The 18,089-nt window shown below is 61.6% G+C and carries 17 protein-coding genes and 1 pseudogene; 11 read left to right on the top strand and 7 right to left on the bottom strand.

The annotated features are described in order from the left end of the window. The first annotated feature begins 641 nt into the window (after positions 1–641). From HP445_RS19270 to HP445_RS00785, 6 genes are all read left to right on the top strand, one after another. Complete coding sequence (locus HP445_RS19270) at positions 642–1,481, top strand: trypsin-like serine protease (RefSeq protein WP_367575531.1); 840 nt, start codon at positions 642–644, stop codon at positions 1,479–1,481. Between the two features lie 806 nt (positions 1,482–2,287). Next, positions 2,288–2,704, top strand: a complete 417-nt coding sequence (locus HP445_RS19275) for a trypsin-like serine protease (protein WP_232536692.1) — start codon at positions 2,288–2,290, stop codon at positions 2,702–2,704. A 187-nt stretch (positions 2,705–2,891) separates the two neighbouring features. Next, entirely contained in the window at positions 2,892–3,416 is a 525-nt protein-coding gene (locus HP445_RS00770; protein WP_128781663.1) for a hypothetical protein, read from the top strand. A gap of 324 nt (positions 3,417–3,740) precedes the next feature. Continuing rightward, positions 3,741–4,358 carry a trypsin-like peptidase domain-containing protein gene (locus HP445_RS19280; RefSeq protein ID WP_367575532.1) on the top strand — a complete coding sequence of 206 codons (618 nt, stop codon included), beginning with the start codon at positions 3,741–3,743 and terminating at the stop codon, positions 4,356–4,358. A 1,405-nt stretch (positions 4,359–5,763) separates the two neighbouring features. Beyond that, positions 5,764–6,288 carry a hypothetical protein gene (locus HP445_RS18335; RefSeq protein WP_206647638.1) on the top strand — a complete coding sequence of 175 codons (525 nt, stop codon included), beginning with the start codon at positions 5,764–5,766 and terminating at the stop codon, positions 6,286–6,288. Positions 6,289–6,292: 4 nt separating this feature from the next. Further along, positions 6,293–7,222, top strand: coding sequence for a pectate lyase (locus tag HP445_RS00785; RefSeq protein ID WP_164941293.1), 930 nt, complete (start codon positions 6,293–6,295; stop codon positions 7,220–7,222). 860 nt (positions 7,223–8,082) lie between these two features. Here HP445_RS00785 and HP445_RS00790 read toward each other — a convergent pair. Both HP445_RS00790 and HP445_RS19040 read right to left on the bottom strand, forming a co-directional pair. After that, on the bottom strand, positions 8,083–9,036 hold the full coding sequence (locus HP445_RS00790) for a hypothetical protein (RefSeq protein ID WP_128781666.1): 954 nt from the start codon (positions 9,034–9,036) through the stop codon (positions 8,083–8,085). After that, a complete protein-coding gene (locus HP445_RS19040; protein WP_128781667.1) occupies positions 9,033–10,187 on the bottom strand; it encodes a site-specific integrase in 1,155 nt (384 codons plus the stop codon). The genes HP445_RS00790 and HP445_RS19040 overlap by 4 nt, the downstream gene beginning before the upstream one ends. 64 nt (positions 10,188–10,251) lie before the next feature. On the opposite strand from HP445_RS19040, the gene HP445_RS00800 reads away from it, so the two are divergent. The 3 genes from HP445_RS00800 to HP445_RS00810 are packed head-to-tail and all read left to right on the top strand — an operon-like array spanning position 10,252 to position 12,767. Next, positions 10,252–11,274, top strand: coding sequence for a ComEC/Rec2 family competence protein (locus HP445_RS00800; protein ID WP_128781668.1), 1,023 nt, complete (start codon positions 10,252–10,254; stop codon positions 11,272–11,274). A 1-nt stretch (position 11,275) separates the two neighbouring features. After that, positions 11,276–12,001: a hypothetical protein gene (locus HP445_RS00805; RefSeq protein ID WP_128781669.1), complete on the top strand. Its 726-nt coding sequence runs from the start codon at positions 11,276–11,278 to the stop codon at positions 11,999–12,001. Between the two features lie 58 nt (positions 12,002–12,059). Beyond that, on the top strand, positions 12,060–12,767 hold the full coding sequence (locus HP445_RS00810) for a DUF3800 domain-containing protein (protein WP_163343930.1): 708 nt from the start codon (positions 12,060–12,062) through the stop codon (positions 12,765–12,767). A gap of 386 nt (positions 12,768–13,153) precedes the next feature. Here HP445_RS00810 and HP445_RS00815 read toward each other — a convergent pair whose 3' ends face one another. After that, complete coding sequence (locus HP445_RS00815) at positions 13,154–14,185, bottom strand: PDDEXK nuclease domain-containing protein (RefSeq protein ID WP_164941294.1); 1,032 nt, start codon at positions 14,183–14,185, stop codon at positions 13,154–13,156. A 109-nt stretch (positions 14,186–14,294) separates the two neighbouring features. Between HP445_RS00815 and HP445_RS00820 the strand changes: the two genes are divergently transcribed. Continuing rightward, a complete protein-coding gene (locus tag HP445_RS00820; protein WP_128781670.1) occupies positions 14,295–14,639 on the top strand; it encodes a histone-like nucleoid-structuring protein Lsr2 in 345 nt (114 codons plus the stop codon). A gap of 143 nt (positions 14,640–14,782) precedes the next feature. On the opposite strand, the gene HP445_RS00825 is transcribed toward HP445_RS00820, so the two are convergent. The 3 genes and pseudogenes from HP445_RS00825 to HP445_RS19285 form a co-directional block, all read right to left on the bottom strand. After that, positions 14,783–15,238: a hypothetical protein gene (locus HP445_RS00825; protein WP_128781671.1), complete on the bottom strand. Its 456-nt coding sequence runs from the start codon at positions 15,236–15,238 to the stop codon at positions 14,783–14,785. 306 nt (positions 15,239–15,544) lie between these two features. Next, a complete protein-coding gene (locus tag HP445_RS00830) occupies positions 15,545–15,991 on the bottom strand; it encodes a hypothetical protein (RefSeq protein ID WP_232536696.1) in 447 nt (148 codons plus the stop codon). Between the two features lie 135 nt (positions 15,992–16,126). Next, positions 16,127–16,219, bottom strand: a pseudogene (locus tag HP445_RS19285) (DUF2510 domain-containing protein); the annotation flags it as partial. Between the two features lie 147 nt (positions 16,220–16,366). On the opposite strand from HP445_RS19285, the gene HP445_RS00835 reads away from it, so the two are divergent. Then, a complete protein-coding gene (locus HP445_RS00835) occupies positions 16,367–17,164 on the top strand; it encodes a DUF5067 domain-containing protein (protein ID WP_206647639.1) in 798 nt (265 codons plus the stop codon). 145 nt (positions 17,165–17,309) lie between these two features. Here the strand turns inward: HP445_RS00835 and HP445_RS00840 are convergent, their stop codons facing one another. After that, positions 17,310–18,011, bottom strand: coding sequence for a hypothetical protein (locus tag HP445_RS00840; protein ID WP_128781673.1), 702 nt, complete (start codon positions 18,009–18,011; stop codon positions 17,310–17,312). Positions 18,012–18,089 lie beyond the last annotated feature (78 nt).

The raw sequence follows: 18,089 nt of genomic DNA on the forward strand, positions 1-18,089 counted from the left end.
AAGAACACTGAAGCGCCGTTACACAGGGCCCGACTCATGAGTCGACCGACTTGGCGCCTTCAGTTACACCGACGACGCACGACGACACGGTCGGCAGCGCCGGGCACGACCACGACTCGCCGAACCAGACAGAGCCGAGAGCAGCGAACCGTTCAGGGCACGAGATCCCCCGATATGGGTCGAGAAACGGAACCGGAAGGCCAACACGCACCTGAAGCAATCTTCAGAGACGTCGTCCGCAAGTCCGCTATACGATCGTCTGGCGAGCCACGGTAACGACAGCGCTACTTCTTCGTATGCCTCGGAACAGGACGAAAGCGAAAAGGCTTTTGCTTCGCATGTCTCGATGCACGCCTGCGTCTTTGGCGACACCGGGAACATACGTGGACGGCGATACTCACGCGATTGATCGGTTACTGTCAACACTAGACAATTTATGCACCTCCAGCCAAATTAACTGCTCTGAAATACGTCCGGAGCGTTGACAATACCCGCGGGCTCTCCGGCGCCCAGCTCGCCCTTCGGTGACATATCACAATTCATAGGCGGGATTGCGACACGACCAATCCACCATTTCGGCCCGGAACAGATTGAATGCCATGCACAATCCCCTGAAGAGGAACCCGCCGCTTGCACCGAGTATGCGTGGCAAGCGGATAACACTCGCCGTCGCCATTTCACTCGTCGGTGCCATCGTGTTGCCGGTTGCGTGCAGCTCACCCTCCTGGGGTGTTCCCAACGCCCCTCTTCGGGAGACACTGCCGGTGCGTGCCGGCACCGTCCTAACCTTCACGGGGCAGCAGGTCGGTCCGGCATATGTACCTGACAAGTACTGCACGGCTGGGGCAGTCACGCAATGGAACAGTGCACTAGCTCGACTCACCCAGTACGTAGCCGCAATCCGTTATGTGGTCACCGCTGCCCACTGCGCATCACGAGTCGGGCAAACCGTGCAAGTAGCGGGAGAAAGTGTCGGACGCGTCTACTGGATTTCTCATGAATCCGACCTAGCCCTCGTTCGCGTGGAACCGACGCAGATTCGGCGCCTTCAATGCTCCGGGTCCGTGAGCGGTGCTCCACACTGCACAATCGTCTCACACGTCGTGCCCCGGGCAGTCGGACAGATTGTTTTCGGATCAAGCGGTGTTCCAAACTCCGGCGTACTCACCGTAACCGGCTCTAGTATTCCCGCTGATCGCGAGTACTTCTGCATGAGTGGTATCGCCACAGGAACCAACTGCGATCAGATTAACACTACAGTACCCTTCGGCTTGCAGCTACCGCCGCACCAGCAGATAGCGTACTCCACGGGAGTGGTTATCCGAAACGGGGACTCCGGAGCCCCGGTTTTCAGCAGATCGGGAAAGCTGTACGGCATTCTAAGCGCTTCATATAACGACGCCTTCGAACGATACTCGACATACGTTCCCATCGGGCGATTCTTCGACGAGCAACCGGCATACGGCCTGGTACTCGGATGAAGACGGGGCAGCGGCCCGTTCGACACGCAAATTTCTCGGGCAGTTAAAGGACTCGAGGGCCTCGTTACCCGGCCGCAGTCCTCAAACCTATGTGGATGGAACCTTCCATGCTGAAACAAGCTAGAACGAACATTCCCTACAAATCAAAGCGCCGCCCCCGGAGGACAAACAAGGGTCCGAGAAACACTGGTTCAGCTCAGACCAGGCCGGCTGCAATGGTCCGTCTCGGCGCGGCAGCAGTCGTCGGTTCCCTGCTTCTGTTTGGCCTCGAAGTGTCAAACGCTTCTGCCGTCGAACCTACAATCCCACGTAATCCAGATCGTGCCGCCCTACCAATTATCTCCGGAACGAAAGTCGTCGGACCGGAGAGCTATGGGTCTTGCACAGTGGGAGCAGTACTTACACCTTCGAGTTGGTTCTCGAGAATTACACCCTATCAGCAAGCTACTAGATGGATTGTGATTGCGAAGCATTGTGCACCGATGTACGCGAGTATTCACGTAGGAAGCAGAACGGTTGGGAACGTGGTCTGGCAATCCGCAACCTCCGACATCGAGCTCGTCCGAGTTTCGCCACAACCCGAGAATATGCGCGCTGTGTGCGTGGGTTCGAGCCACCCCGAGACCTGCGTGCTGCATCCTCGGTACATGCCACTGGCGAATAATCGAGTCTTCTTTCTTTCTGGTGGACGAGAAAGCCGCATGACCGTAAGCGGCTGGGAAGATGCACCAGATGAACGATTCTGTACCAGCGGGTTTGCAACCGGAGTCAGATGCGAATTCAACAAATTTGAGCTCGGTCCCGGTATGTACGAGGGGCCCTACCAGCACCTGCAGGCAGCAAGTAGCTCCGTCCTCGACAGCGTAGCGCCAGGCGACTCGGGTGGGCCTGTCCTCACCTATAGTCGGAACCTCATTGGGGTCATCTCGAGCGGGTTGAGCGGCCACCTAGCTCGACACTATGGGTTCTACTATACGCCAATGCGGCAAGTTATGACTGAACTTCACTCCTACAGTCTCGGCCCGTCCGAATTTCCGGCGGCTGACGGTGAGTCGAACCCGTTAGTGAAGGCTGACGAATCCGTCGATGCGGGATGGACACTAGCACCGACGGAACCAACGACTCACAATAGTGAGACACGCCCCGTACGGATGCAAACGACCGATAGCTCCATGTATTTCGGTCCTGCAGTTAGTCAGCAACGGACGCGCGCCGAGCGGTAGCAGCAACTATCGCCACGCCGCGAACTATTCAATCAATTGCCGCCACCCGGTCAACTGAACACCGGGAACATCCGTACCCGTTAATGATTACCGATTGGCCCGATCGAAACACTCCCGTGCACCGTCTGATCAAAGACAGACACCCTGACCCCGTCGCTCAATTTAACTTTTTGAAAGGGAAGCTCTAATGAGTGTCACACATTTCTTCACGCAACGCTCGACCCGTGTGATTAACGTCTTCATTTTGCTTACCGCTACAACAGCGATCGCGTCGTCCGCCATGGTTGGCATGACCCCTACAAGCGCAAACGCGGCAACCGTCCATACCTATTCGGCCGAGACACAGCGGAACCAGCCCAACGGATCGAATGCGACAGGTTCGGCGCCCCAGGACACGACCACGGTGACTCCCGGTTCTGCAACTACAAGTGATCCGACGGGGATTGAAGACAGCAAACGATGGGTCGGTGTGAACAGCCACGGCCCGTGGATCAACCTGTCGATTACCGCGCAGAAGGTCATCCTCGCAATGACATCGGCGGCCGTTACATCGGCGGTTTGTCGTCTGCCTGAAGTCGGTTGGGCTTTGTGTGCCCTTTCCGCTGTAGCCTTTACGGGACTGTTCGAGCTGCTGAAGAATCAGCATATTTGCCCGGACGATAAGCCTGTTTTCAAGTGGTACCTCAGCGATCACCCTTCGTACTGTCATTAACTGTATCAATATGGCCAATAGTCGAGTACACCTCGCGTCGTATCGCGAGGAGGGCCCATGATTCCAAGGAGTATTGAGATGGCATTACCGACCAAACGGCGACAGAGCGTTCACCCTATTTCACGATCGCTTATCGCCGCAGTCACCCTACTCGTCCTTTCATCATTAACAGCGTTCATTGCCCCAGCGACTCCGGCACAGGCAGCTGCGCCCAACCGGCAGGGACTTCCTGTGGTCGCGGGAACGCGAATCGATATGCAGTATGGCGGCGAATGCACCGCGGGACTCGTCCTCAGAAAAAGCGGTATACTCGCGTTCCTGTCGATGAAGGAAAGAGCGACCCGCTACATAATCATCGCTGCCCACTGTGTTAACCGCCCTCAAGAAGGGATTCTTGTCGGCGACACTCTGGTCGGCGAGGTCCTGCAGCGTGACCCGGAATACGACATCGCGATTGCACGGGTTGAGCCGGTGGCGCATCAGCAAACATATTGTAGCCGGACTTCATTTGGCGGCGTTTCCTGTACACGTTCGTACACGTACACCCCGAGAGCGGTCGGGCGTGTGATTCTAGCGGACCCCCGGACTCGCGGAGATGGGTCCATCGCGTTGAATGGCACTGGCTCGCCCGCCGGCGACGAAGCCTTTTGCACCAGCGGTTCTTTCAGCGGAGTTAACTGCGAGTTCCGCACAGCAACATACCCACGGGATTCTAGTTGGTTCACTAAAGGTGTTCCAGAGGTCGCAAGGAACGATACGTTCTCACTCATGAGAGGAGATTCCGGCGGACCAGTGGTGTCGCCCTCAGGCAAGTTCTACGGCATCATCACCGATAGTGGGAGCTACTCCTCGGAACCGAGTCTCCTTGGTCTAATGGGGTATGTCGATGCGGCGAAGGTCCTCCGTTTTGCTAACGGCTACTCTATCGCTCCGGCAAGCTAGGAAAGACCCGGCAACGTGAGAAGCAAAAGGACAGTGCATCAGCACTCTATCGGAGCAAAACTATCGAATAAGTCGCATCGTTTTGACCGTCTACCATTGATCAGTATGGCATTGATTGTCGCTGCGGTTTGCCTTGGAACCACAGTTGATATCTCCGCCCCAGCGTCGGCTCAATCGGGCTACCGTGTTTGTGGAGTCTATAATTCTGCACAGACGGAAGGCGCCATTGGAACAGGCCTGGTAGCGAAGATATGGAAGGATGATCGAACGGATACGTGTGCCAAAAAAATCGAATGGATGGCGAACAACTACAAGGCGGCTTGGCCCGGCTCTTACGCTGAGCACCACTACGAGATGATCCCATGTGAAGCTTTTGCCACCCGCTCGGGCATTGCAGGTGACCCATGCGATCTCATGGCCACGAACCAAATCTACCGAAACTATTCAACGTTTGATCTAGTGCACCCCCGGTCGACCGGTTCGGTAATATTCTGGCACCGATAGGTCGAAGGTACCGTCACTCGACTCATACAGACAACCATGAGTCGGAGAGGGACCGGCCGCTTCAAGAAGCCGTCGGTCCCTCTTGGGCCTGGGCATCGGCCGGCGATTCTGCCGAATGCCGATCCACATGGTTCTTTCGGCATCAACTCGGTGTTCGTAGAGACCAGACGACCCCTCTCTTCGATGCCGTCAGGCAGGTTACGAGCACATCGCCTAACCCTGAGTGCTCATTCATCGACACGAGCACTTCGCAGTCATGAAGTCGTCTAGTGACACTTTTACTCGATTTCCGCAGTTAGTTCGATCCGCCCCGATTGCCGTCTCCGACATTCTCACATGACAAACAGTCAGCGAGCATGTTGGGCAGGCGCGTCGCGTGATTACTTAGATGGAGTTAAAAATGCTACTGAGTCGTTCGAAGCTGAGTTGCGGTATTACCTTGGGGGTCCTTCTCGTCGGTGTTTTCGGTGGTCTGGTCTCCCCAAGCGGAGCCTCTGAGGCGCATGCTGGAGAACCCGGTAAAGATGAAGTCATTCATTACCGCCCTTCCAGCGCTGAGATCGCGCAGACTGCATCGTACTGGACTCCGGCTCGCATGCAACAAGCACAGTCTGGAAGCTTCGTCGATCCGGACCCGGACGGAGGTGATCCGCCGCGAGTAGCATCCGCTCTTCCGGCGACTGATGACCGGTTGACCACTCGTCATGAGACGAAGCGAATAGTTCCCCGTACTGACCCGACTAAGCCGACTCCTGGTTTCAAGCCGTCCGACCATCTCGGCGTAGTGTTCTTCCGCTCAAGTGGTCGGGACCAGCGATGCACTGGCAATGTCATTGTGTCCGATTCTGGGAATCTTGTAGCTACAGCTGGACGATGTGTATCGGCCCTCAAGGACCAGTTCGTGGATCGACTTGCCTTTGTTCCGGCCTATAACGGGACAGCTCCGCACGGAGTTTGGCCCGCGGTGATCGTCACCGCACGAACTGGGTGGACCCATCAACGCCTCGTCGACGACGACTCAGCGTTCTTCCAAACCGCGATTGCATTGGGACAGAAGGCTCCTCTTTCGGAAACAGTCGGTGCGTCGGGTGTCAGTTTCAAGGGTCAGGAGGATGACGATGAATTCCGCGCAACGGGCTACTCTCTCGACGCTGGTAGTAATCCCAACGTCCCCATCTCGGTTACGAGTACCGCGGAACCTAACCCGTGGATGAACACGGACTACGCTATTGAAGGGCTAGAATGGGACGCTCGCACGGGAGTGAGCGGCGCTCCGTGGGTGTCAACCGACAGCGATCCAGTTGTCGACGTCCAACGAGGAATGACGACGTTTGCTTACCAGCGATTCGTGCACGCGAGTTTCGGCCCGCAGTGGACGGCTGCCATCGAAGATGAATATCGCGCCGCCGCGATTGCCAAGGGCTAGGCGAGTGGCCTCGTGGAAGTGCCGCACTTCGACGGCGTGGTTATTGATTCGAAGTATTCGCAACACGCGCCTGAGCGCATCCAAAATGGCAACCCTCTCATTCAGCCCGTGGTCCTCAGCAGGCTGGACGCGCCGTTCAACCTATGCCGCGGCCGCCACCGCCGCCTTCCTCTGCACACTTCTCACAGGTAGCGTGCCCGTCATAGCAGCTTCCTCCATCGACGGAACGGCTGGCGCTAATTTCAACGCCCCGGCGGGCTTTCCTAAACCGACGCGCAATCTCCCCCGGGCGGTTCAACCGCTCCGGATTCCTGCCGGGACGACGATCGATTTTCATGACGCCGCCATATCAGGTACAACTTCCGGCTCGAGTGAGTACCAGCTTCCCGTGGTGATCGTCGAGCCTGGTGCCACGGTGAAGAATCTAATCGTCGAAGCGCCAGCTGCGGACGGCGTGCATTGCCAGGCGACCTGCACCCTCGACAGCGTTTGGTTTCCAAACGTAGGAGAAGATGCCGGTACGCTAGAAGACGGCTCATCTGCCAATTCCGTGATGACAATTGACGGTGGCGGCGCAAGACATGCTCACGACAAAGTCTTTCAGATTGACGGCGCGGGCAGCGTTATCGTGCGCAACTTTTCCGCCGATGACGTTGGAACACTTATTCGAAGCTGCGGAAATTGTCTGCACCAGTATCGTCGCCACATTGAGGTGATCAATTCGTTAATTAGGGACGGACATTATCATGTTGGCGGGATAAATATCAATTACGGAGACACGGCGAAGTTTGCGAACATCACCGTCATCGGTAATCGACTTCCGCTCTGCCAAGAGTCGCTGGGTAGCAAGGGCGGGAAGGCAACTTTTCTCCCCTACAAAGGTCCGGATAAATATTGTCAGTACGATCCGGCGACAATAATCAATGCGTACTAGGCCCACGTCGCAACGAAGAACGTTCCGTTTGCGCCTTCAAACTGGTTTGCCGCGGTGAATCTATGGCCGCCATTCGCGGCAAGATCCGCTCCACGAACCATAATTGCCCGCGCCCGGGCTCACGCCGTCGACGGACGACACCGCGTACGACGTCGAGCAGATAAGCATGCCCAGCTCGACCCGCGGCCGAGAAAATCACCGTCCGCGCTGTCACCGGTCAACCGTGACTCAAGCGCTCTGTCCGACCGCAGAGGGTCGGCTGGCCGACGGACGTGAGCTCCACCTCGGCACGCTCCAGCGCTTGCGCTCCACCTCTCGAACTCGAAGTTCGTCGGCGACTACTTCCCCACCGCGGGGCAAGTAGGTACAGCCGACCAAGGCTTCGTCATCGAGAACACCGACACCCCGCACCGTTCGCTGAGCAACCGCGATCACATCGAATCCGGCACAGCGGAACAAGCCCTGACACCAGCGCGAACACCTAACAAGCCTCGCCGGGTCCTGCCACGCGTGTGCTGCAGAGCTCGCCCCAGGCCATCGGCCGCTCAAGTCCGCTATGCGTCGCGCCGAGCGTCGGCGGTTGGATTTTCGCGAGGGCGCCAGCGGTTGCGACCGCCGCATCACAGGCGATGGTCATGTCAGCCGTGGGCGCGCGGAACTTCATCCGGCCACGCACCACTGCCTCGTTCGCCGTGTACAGCACGGCTATCGAACCCGGCGACGAGCTACGCCACGGCGTCCTGCAGACCTCCGAGACGAGTCGACGTCGTGCGCGTCGACGCTAGTGGTGAGCTTGCTCGCGGCGCCGGCAATCCGCCCAGGGCGCGGCATGTCCCGCTCCCTTGTTATCAGTTGCGATCTCATGGTTCCGTGTGCTGGGGGTTGAGTTCGAAGGCAGCGTCGAGCGCTCGAGCGTCGCGCCAGAGGGCGGTGATCCGAGAGAGGATGTCGTCAGCGGTGGCGTCCGCGGCGCCGAGCTCGTCGTAGGTCTCCTGCAAGGTGAGTTGCGCGAACCGGGACGGTTGGCGAACTATCGGTCCGACAGCCTCTCGATCCGTCTCGTGTGCGGTGGCGGCGCGTCTGGTGGGGATGATGCTCGTCATCGACCTGCCGGACAAGGTGACCCCGGTGCGGGCCCAGCCGTGCACGTCTAACGGCAACAGCAGCTGCTCTGCCCTGCGCCACTGCCCCGGCAGGGGCTGTTCGCAGTCATGCTGGTCGAGGTTGCCCTTGGTGGGATCGAGCAGGCCGATGACGTCGCCTCTGAATCCGGCCCAGACCAGGCCCACGATCCGCAACCACCGGGTCACAGCACACGCCGGACACGCTGCCGGGTCATCGGCGGAGGGGACGACCGTGCCGCGGATCCGCACGATGCTCGTCACTGCGACATCGTCCGCCATGATGGCTTGCGCCTGTTGGCGGGTGAGGTGCAGCACGCCGAGGAGGACGATGAGGAACGCGTCGCGGCGGCCGCGGAGACCGATCGGGTACCGGTACTTCGGGATCACCGCCAGCACTTCTCCGACGGCCGTGTGGTCGGGGGCGTCTGGTCGCGGCCATACCCGCGCCGGCACTGTGGGTATCGGGTCCGCCAGGCCCGCGGCGAGGTGGTGCGCACGGATCGCACGCCGGCGCAGCCGCTGCGTCGACGCACCCCCAGGGAACCGAGTCAGGAACTGCGCAACCGTGGCCGGCGCCGCAGGCAACGGCTCCTGCCCTGTGACGCTGCACCACGCGACGAACCGGTCCCAGTGCGCCTCGAGCAGGATCTCCATGTCGGGCTGCGGTTCGGGTGGGGTGTGCGGGGTCATAGCCGCATCCGGGTGACGGCGTTGCGGACCAGCGGCGCGTACTCGCGGTCGTAGATCTGCAAGGTCGCGGCGTTGGTGTGGTGAGTCCGGTTCATGATCTCCACGTCCGTAGCTCCCGCGTTGCGCGCCTCGGTGACAAACCCAGCACGGAGGGAATGCCCGGACCACCCCTCCTCCCCCAGCCCGGCACCCTTTGCGCGGCGGGCGACCGCTTTCCCAACGGTGGTGGGGCTGATGCCGACGCCGCGGAACAGACCCCATATCGACACGGCGCGGAAGAACGGCGCCGCCGACGGCAACCGGTCTGGACCGAGCCCATCCGCACAGACATGCACTGCGAGGCTCGCGCCGGTGAGCGCGGCGAACAGGCCCGCTTCGCCGCGGGCGTCCTGCGCGGCCATGAGCCGGGAGAGCCGGATGAACGCGCACGGGGCGCAGGTGACCGGGTTCGCGCCCCGCTGCAGCACCTTGATGCGGCCGAGGCCGTCCTGGTCCGTCTTCGACCTCCGCACTCGCGCGTAGACACCCTCCCCGTCGACGAGGCGGAGATCTCCGACGGTCAGTGCGGTGAGTTCGGACTCGCGGAACGCGCCGACGAACCCGAACAGCAGCAGCGCCTGATCGCGTGTGCCGAGGGCGCCGGTCCGCAGGTCGGCGATGTCGATCTGCAGCAGGGTCATCTGCAGCGCCTTCAACGTCATCGGTTTCGCCCGCCGCACTGGCACGGACCGGGTCCGACGGATCCCCTTGAGGACGTCGCGGACGATCGGGGTGGTGCCGGGTGGTATGTGGCCGCGGCGGGCGTGTTCCCAGTCGATCGCGGCGACGTAACGACTGATCGTGCCGGGTGCGTACCGCTGCCGACCATCGGGCAGGAGGGCGTTGGCCTTGTCGGCGAGGAACGCCGCCACCTCCGCCGGGTCGACCGGTGCCGTCCTGATCTGCTCGAGCTCGTGGGGCTCGGCGACCTCGTAGTCGAGGAACCCGGCACGCCACCGGGCGAACTGCCGCAGATCCGACCGGTACGCCCGGATCGTGTTCGGCGACAGGGACGCTTCCGCGAACGCTCGCGGCGACGAACAAGAGACATCCCAGAAACGGTCGTATTTGCACATCCACCAAACGCTCCGTCGAAAGCAATTGCTTCTCACATGTCAGTTGGTCGCTCTATTCTGAGAGGGCCGCTGAGTTGCGGTCGGAAGGAGCCGGTCGCAGATGATCGAGGTCGAGTACATACCGGTAGGCGAGAAGACCGACACCGGAGATGCGATCCTGTGCCACTTCACCGAGCCAGGGACGAGCACGAATCGTGTCGTACTGATCGACGGCGGGTTCGCGGCCACTGCCGCGGCGATCGTCGCCCACGTACAGAAGTACTACGGGACCGATCGAATCGACTTGATGATCTGCACACACCCCGACGAGGACCACATCAACGGGCTCTTTGGAGTCCTGGAACAGCTGCACGTGACGCAGCTCGTGATCCACCGCCCATCCGATTACGGATACGCCTCGGATGACGTGGCCTCCGACAAGGTCGATGACCTCATCCGGCTCGCCAAGGCTGAGGGGACCGCGGTCTCAACCAACTACTTCGCAGGAACCTCGTTCTTCTCCGACGCGATCAGGATCGCAGGCCCCTCCGCGTCCTACTACGAGTCGCTGCTCAGCGAGCAAAAGACGGGGACGTCGGCCGCCAGCAAGGCAAGCGGGCTGTTCCGCTCGGTGTACGAAACCATCAGGAACGCTCTCTCGCCGCGTAGCACTGATCCTGGCGAAGGGACCCTCACGGACAACGGCGGCACCACCGCCCGCAACAACACAAGCATCATCCTTGACCTGCAGGTGGACGCATACCGTGTCCTACTCACTGGCGACGCCGGCGCTCCCGCCCTGACCCGAGCCGCAGACTACCTCGACAGTTCCCTCCGAAACGCCATCGGCCTGCCAACCCTCTTCGACGTTCCCCACCACGGTTCCCGACACAACCTGACAACGGACGTCATGAACCGTCTTGCGGGCCCCGTCGAAGGTGCCACACAGTCGAGAAGCGCCTTCGTCAGCGTCGGCAAGCTGGCCGACGAGTTCCCCCGCCCTGAGGTGGCAAACGCCTTCACGCGTCGCGGCTATTCAGTCTGCGCGACGCGCGGTCAGACCATTCGATGGAGCAGGAACGCCGGATCCCGTCAGGGCTGGACCAGCTTGACACCGCTCACGTGGCTCGAACCAGACGAGTGACGTGGCCGATACGTCCTACGAACGCTCTACCCAGCTCATTCCCGCCACAGCTGTTCTTGCACCGCTGAGCATCCTTGCTGTCGTGGTCTTCCGAACGGACGACGTTGTAAGCGTTACCCGCTCGATCCTTGGAATACTGGTCGCAGCTGGCTTCCATGTCGTCGCGATGCGTCTCGTACGCGACCGCGGCAATCGCATCCAAGGGCGCCTCTGGGATAGTTGGGGCGGAAGCACCACCGTGCAGCGCCTCCGATGGGCCGAGCAGCCCCGGCAACGTGTGGAGCGTCTTCACCGCCGTGTCGCACACATGACTGGCGTCCAGCTTCCCGACGCAAGCGCAGAGGCCGCTAGCACAGTGGATGCCGACGACATCTACAAGGATGCTGTCGCACGTCTTCGCGAAATGACCCGTGATCATGAACGCTTCCCGCGAGTTTGGTCCGAGCTCAAGCAGTACGGCGCCGCCCGCAACATGTACGGAGCGAAGCCCGCAGCGCTCGGCGTTGCTGGCCTAACCGTCCTGCTAAGCGCCGGCATGACCGCTGCGAGTTGGCTGTCGCTCTGGAACGTCAGCTGGGTTATGCCCGTCATCGCCGGCGTGCTCGGCATCATGATCGGCCTCGGGTGGCTGTTCATCGTGACGCCGCAATACGTACGCGTTGCATCGGATCGCTACAGCGACGCGCTCCTCGAAGTGCCCAACGAGCAGGGCGCCGCGCCTCAGTAGCCGTCCAGTAACCACTCGACCGCCCGCGGGACGCAGTGACTCGTGGGAACCTAATGGCGTGCTGATCGCCTACGTCGACGAGTCCTACGACCGGGACTACTACTACATCGGCGCCGCTGTCGCGACGATCACGCAATGGGAAGACCTCAGCCGGCGTCTGCAAGAGATCCGCGATCGCACGGCGATGGAGCACGGCGTTCCAGCCTCGATCGAGTTCCACGCACATGAGCTCATGGGTGGATCCGGCGCCTGGAAATTGTTCCGTGGTCGCCACCGCGAAGCTGCCGGCATCTACATCGCAGCACTCCGTGCCGCTCGCGAAGCTGGTGTCCGGTACATCTTTCGAGGCGTGGACGTTGGCCGACTCAATGCTCGTTACAGCTACCCTCGACCACCACACGCAGTGGTCCTGGGTCACCTCCTTGAACGCATCGACGAGTACACCGTCAAGACCGGTCAGCAGGAACAGACGATCGTCGTCGCTGACGAGATCGGCACTCAGGACGACCATCAGCGGGCGTTCGCTGGCTATCAGGCGTACGGCACCGATGGCTACCGTTCCTCGAAGCTCGAGCACATCTCCGCGCCAATCAACTTCGCGTCCTCTGCTGGATCAGACGGCCTACAGGCCGTGGACCTCGCCGTGTACGTCCATTACCGCCGCGAACGTGTCCTGAACGCTCACCCCGCGGCGAAGCGCACGCTTGCGCGGCAGTGGAAGGAGATCGGTCCTGCTGTCGAACACAGCTGGGAGTGGTGGCCGTGAGAAAGAACGAAGGCCCCGCAAGCGGGGCCTTCGGCTGGCAACGTTCCGGTAACCGGCCCGTCGTGAGACAAGCATATCCCTGTGCGCCTGAAGAGCGCCTCCCCCGCCGCGTTTCGCGGGACGTGTCTCGGAACGAGCCGGTCTGATGCGTGCTCACTACGCACTCCACCAACACAGCGTCTTCGCCGGATGAGTTCTGCTGGCCAAGCGGTCGGAGTCACAGAACCCTGTCTCAGTAGCCGATCGGCTACCGCACACGTGGCGGCGATTCGGGAGCCCGCGAAGATCCGGGGATCTCGGTGTCTCAACAGACCCGCCCGGCGATGTGCCCGGTGACGGTTCCCTCCGTGAGACACGGCGGAGCTTCTGGTGGCACGTGCTCCAGGTCAGGGTTCGAGGGTGTCGGTCTCCGTCGTCAGTGCGGCTGCGAGGTCGGCTTCCGAGGGCAGGGCAGCGCGGACCGTTGGCGGGAGGAGGTCGTAGCTGGCGACACCGATGGGGGTCTGCTGCCCCGCGAGGGAGTACCGGACGACGGCGTCGTTCTTGTCCGCAACCAGCAGCAGCCCGACGGTATCGGCGTGCTGAGGCCGGCGGAGCTTGTCGTCGACGAGCGCGACGTAGAAGCCGAGCTGGCCGAGGTACTCCGGCTTGAACTTCCCCGTCTTGAGCTCGATCACGACGTAGCGGAGCTGCTCGACGTGGAAGAACAGCAGATCGACGTAGAAGTCATCCCCGTCGACGTCGAAGTGCACCTGCCGGCCGACGAACGCGAACCCTTCGCCGAGCTCGCGGAGGGTGTCGATGATCCGGTCAACGAGTGCCTGCTCGAGGTGGCGTTCCTTCGCGTCCCCGTCGAGAGCGAGGAAGTCCAGCACGTACGGGTCCTTCGTGATCTGCTGCGCCAGATCCGACTCCCCCGGCGGCAGCACCTCAGCGAAGTTCGTCGGCGCCGCCTGCAACCGCGTATACGCCTCTGACCGGATCTGGTGCTCGAGCACGTTCCGCGACCACCCGTGCGCTGCCGCCTGGCCGGCGTACCAGTTGCGGAGCTCATGGTCATCGAGCCGGTCGAGGAGCACCGTAATGTGCCCCCACGGCAATTGTCCAACAGCCTGTTGGACAACTGCTTCTGCCGACCACTCCCCCGCGAACCGGCGCATGTAGAACAGGTTCGCCCGGGAGAACCCCTTCATCTCGGGGAACTCCGAACGTAGATCCGTCGCGAGCCGGCCGATGACGTTACTGCCCCACCCTTCATCGCCCTGGCGCTGCAGGATGGTCGCGCCGATCCCCCAGTAGAGGCGAATCAGTTCGGTGTTCACGCGGCGCTGCGCGGTAAAGCGGGCCGCGCGGACCTGCTGCTTCAGCTCGGCAAGAGCAGCGGCATACCCGGATGCGGCTGGCGACGAATCAGACATCACCGCTCAGTCTGCCCGACCGTGCACGGCAATAAGAACGAACAAAGCGTTCTCCGGGATCAGTTATGCCAGGGTGGAGACGATCCCCGAGCGAAAGGCGACCTCCACCATGGCGCAGAAAGTCACCACGCACCTCGTCGACGACCTCACCGGCGACACCATCGAAGACGGCCACGGCCGCACCGTGTCCTTCTCTTTCGACGGCGGCCACTACGAAATCGACCTCACCGACGACAACGCCGACACGCTCCGCGAAGCGTTCTCCGACTACATCGCCGCAGCCCGCAAGGTCAACGGCCGCTCCGGGCGCGCTACTGCCGGCAGCGCGCCGAAGCGTGGGAACTCGGAAGAGCTCGCGAAGATCCGCGAATGGGCCAACGCGAACGGCCATGAGGTCTCCTCCCGCGGCCGCATCAGCCAGACCGTCCGCGACGCATACGACACCGCACACTGACGCCACTCCCCGACACAAACAGCCGGCCACCCCTCAGGTGGCCGGCTGTTCTCTCGTTGACAACGACACGGAAGCTGCGGCCGCGACGAGACTGACCCATGCGACTCCTGCCGCTCCGTCGGGCAAGAGGGGCGGCTCGTCCCTCAGGACGCTGGCTCGACTCCGAAAGCTGAGGGGCTCCGGCGGATGGCGTACAGCAGCCCACGGGCCTTCCACGTCCCCGCTCCGACCTCGATCGCGTACTCCCCCTGGGCATCGATCCGGCTGGCGATCGCCCGGTAGTTCCTCTCCGTCACGCCTTCCCAGAGGATGAGTTTCCCGCAGTCATCGGTGGTTACGACAACCCGCGGATTCGGGCCACCGATCCCGCGGTACGACGAGCCGCGCGTGGTCCCCTCGACCAAAGTGACGTGGCAGCGAAGCGTGAGCCGGTGATCGAGGTCGTACGAGCGCAGGACGGCCGGAGCGACGAAGATGACCACGATTAGGAAGACGAGAACACCCATCCCGCCGACGAAGCGGACAACGCCGCGAACCTGCCTACGGTCCGCGGCCGTCATCGGTGCGTTACGCGAGCGGTCGGCTCGATGGCGGCTCACGCGCGTCCTCTCCTCGGGTGACCCATCCATACTGGCCGACCAGCGGCATCATCGGCTGCCCCTCTCGTCCCCTAAGTGCACGCAGCAGCCAAATCGGGCGACGCCAGCACTCGGACTGCTGGCCGCGTTGAATCCTCCGGGCGTGCGGCGTCAGCGATCAAAAGCGCGGGAACTCGAACGCTAACGCCGCTCCTTCGCGCAGAACAGCCGGCCACTCTCGAATTGGCCGGCTGTTCTCGTTCGCGCCGATACGGCGGTTTTATGTCAAGTCGCGATGCTCGAGCGGGCGTGGCACCGCGGAGCTCGTTAGGACGCTGACTTGCCCAGACCGTAGGTGTACTCGCCCGAGTCCCAATTGACGGTGGAGTTGAAGAAGTAGCCCGACTGGGTTCCATCCGCGTTGTCCGTGTTCGCAGCGAAACAGTCAAAGGAGGTGGTGGTATCGGTCAAGTCATCCGTGGAACCGCTGACTGGATTACAGGACACGGAGATGATCGGACCATCGAGCAGACCCTTCGTCACGTTCTCCTCTGCCATGGTCTTTACCGACCCCTCGACCTCCTTCACCGTCTCAGCGCGGGCAGAGCGCTCCGCGTCGTCGGCGTCTTCTTGCGCTGCTCGTTGCGCCTCCCGCTGCTCAGCGCGCGTCCGGGCGGCCGCTTCCTTCTTCTGCTCCGCCTTCTCCTCAGCGGCTGCAACCTGTTGCGCGTGAACCACGGCTACCGCTGTGCCGCCGCCCCCGACGAAGATCACTACGGCAGCGATGACAAGCGCCAGCACCCAGGGGCGCCGTCGCGACCGAGGCTTGCGGCGTCCTCGAGACGGTTCCCGGGCTTCCGCCGCGCCTGCGTCATCATCGACTCCCCGAACCGGGCTGTCCGTCCGGCGGGGGCGAGTGAGGCCAGTCCACTGCTCACCGTCCCAGAGCACCTCGCGCTCTGGGTCCGAGGGATCGGGAAACCAGCCCACAGGCAAACTCATGTGAACAGACTCCCATCTCTTGCGGGCCGCTCGGTAGCACCAAGACAGGGGGCCTCAGCACTGCCCTGAGGCGGCTCTCAGTCGGATACGCTCCTTGTCGCGCTGCCACCCGAGCAACGCTCAGAACCTCAGCCTTCAGGAGAACCCGTGTCCGACACCCCTTACTCGGCAGCAACTCAACAGCCCTCGGCTCCCATGCCGCCGCAACGCGCCGCGGGCAATGGTTTCGGCATCGCTTCCCTAGTCCTTGGGATCCTGACAATGGCGGGGTTCGCCGTCCCGGTCCTCAACTACGTCACGATCGCCACGGGTGTGGTGGGCGTCATCCTGGGGATCGTCGGCCTCGTCATCAAGTTCCGCCCGCGTAAGGCAGCGGTGGCCGGCGTAATCCTGTCGGGCCTCGGGTTGGTCTTGTCGATCATTCTCGTGGTGGTGTACGCCGCTGTCTTTACGGGAGCAGCGGAAGCGATCAGCAAGGAGACGGTTCCTCCGGCCGGCAAGCCTTCGGCATCCGCGCCAGCAGACGCAGCGACCGCCTCGTTCAAGGACGGCGTGCTGCTCACGTCGAAGATGAAGATCGAAATCACGAGCCACCGAGTCATCCCTGTCGGCCAGCCTGGCAACGAGTACGGCGAGAAGCCTGTCATCGCGTTCGTGTACAACACGACGAACCTGACCAACGAATCGCTCGATCCTTCCTTGGCATGGATTGGCACATTCGAGGCCTACCAGGACACGAACCCGAACGCGGTCAACAAGCTCAACGTCGGGTCCACCCCGGGCGACCAGTACCTCGACTCCCAGTCGGAAGCAATCAAGGAAGGTGGCACCGTCGAGAACGCGGTCGCGTACGAGCTCGACGACGAGACGACACCAGTCAAGCTCACCGCGAAGGAAACCCTCATCAGCGATGAACTCGGCTCTGAGATGTACAACCTGAAGTAGCCCCGTCTAGAGCCGCCGGCTCGAGTAGAGGGCATCGCTTCCCCGGGAACGCTCCCCTGAGCCTTCCCGCAGAGCTTCGGCCGGACCGTCACACGCTGACGGCCCGGCCGTTCCTCTTGCCGGGTGCCGATGTCGCGCTCTTATGTCAGCCTGAGAAGATAGCCGACGAGGCATCCTGCACAGCTTGCCGTAGCGCAGATTTCCGATCGTCAGTTAATACACCCAGCAGATGTCGTTCAAGAAGCGCCAAGGACACCGCTTCCACGGCACCAAGTTGCACGCTCGAAACTGCATCCTGCTTACCGTGAACAAGCCTGCTCCGAAGGCCGTGCAAACGCCCTATTGCTGCTGCAACGGGAACAGAATCGTCACCGGTTAAAGACTGGACCACCTGCTTCACAGGAGCAATGTTCGGACCGTCCATCTCCAGCGCCTCAATCACAAGCCAGAAAGCAATAAACTTCTGGACTGGATCCGTTTCGGCGTCAGCCCGCCAGTACCACTGTGAAGCAATGCGGAGTCGCGACCGATGCTCGAGTGATCGACCTGCGTTCGCCTCGAAGATGGCACGAATCTGACCCAGGCCTGCTTGAGCCTCAATGAAAGCCAGGTCGGCTTGCGCTTCTAGGGCGACTGTTGGCCCATCGAGGCGCCGGTTCCAATGCCAGTCATCGAAGACCTCACCTATCTCCTCGGTAATCCGCACCCCTAAGAGACGGGCACCAAACGTCAAGTCTAGGGAGGCCAAAAGCGGCGCAACAGCCGCTTGCGCTGCGCTTAGTTTGCCGTAGTGATCCTTACTCGCCACGTCATCGTTCAGGACGTAAAGGATCTCCACGTAATTCATGGGAGCGCTCGTTTCTTGGTGAGCCTCCATATGGACCGTGTTGTCCTCACTCCTCACGTATCGGAGGGGATTGTAGTA

Source organism: Curtobacterium flaccumfaciens, from assembly GCF_013359815.1.
Taxonomy (GTDB): Bacteria; Actinomycetota; Actinomycetes; order Actinomycetales; family Microbacteriaceae; genus Curtobacterium; species Curtobacterium flaccumfaciens.

Bases quoted from the DNA above. Each gene is read 5' to 3' on its own strand.
- HP445_RS19275 (WP_232536692.1), top strand. From the start codon at position 2,288: ATGTACGAGGGGCCCTACCAGCACCTGCAGGCAGCAAGTAGCTCCGTC.
- HP445_RS00840 (WP_128781673.1), bottom strand. From the start codon at position 18,011: ATGAATTACGTGGAGATCCTTTACGTCCTGAACGATGACGTGGCGAGT.
- HP445_RS00800 (WP_128781668.1), top strand. From the start codon at position 10,252: ATGATCGAGGTCGAGTACATACCGGTAGGCGAGAAGACCGACACCGGA.
- HP445_RS00815 (WP_164941294.1), bottom strand. From the start codon at position 14,185: ATGTCTGATTCGTCGCCAGCCGCATCCGGGTATGCCGCTGCTCTTGCC.
- HP445_RS00790 (WP_128781666.1), bottom strand. From the start codon at position 9,036: ATGACCCCGCACACCCCACCCGAACCGCAGCCCGACATGGAGATCCTG.
- HP445_RS19280 (WP_367575532.1), top strand. From the start codon at position 3,741: ATGAAGGAAAGAGCGACCCGCTACATAATCATCGCTGCCCACTGTGTT.
- HP445_RS00820 (WP_128781670.1), top strand. From the start codon at position 14,295: ATGGCGCAGAAAGTCACCACGCACCTCGTCGACGACCTCACCGGCGAC.
- HP445_RS00770 (WP_128781663.1), top strand. From the start codon at position 2,892: ATGAGTGTCACACATTTCTTCACGCAACGCTCGACCCGTGTGATTAAC.
- HP445_RS19270 (WP_367575531.1), top strand. From the start codon at position 642: ATGCGTGGCAAGCGGATAACACTCGCCGTCGCCATTTCACTCGTCGGT.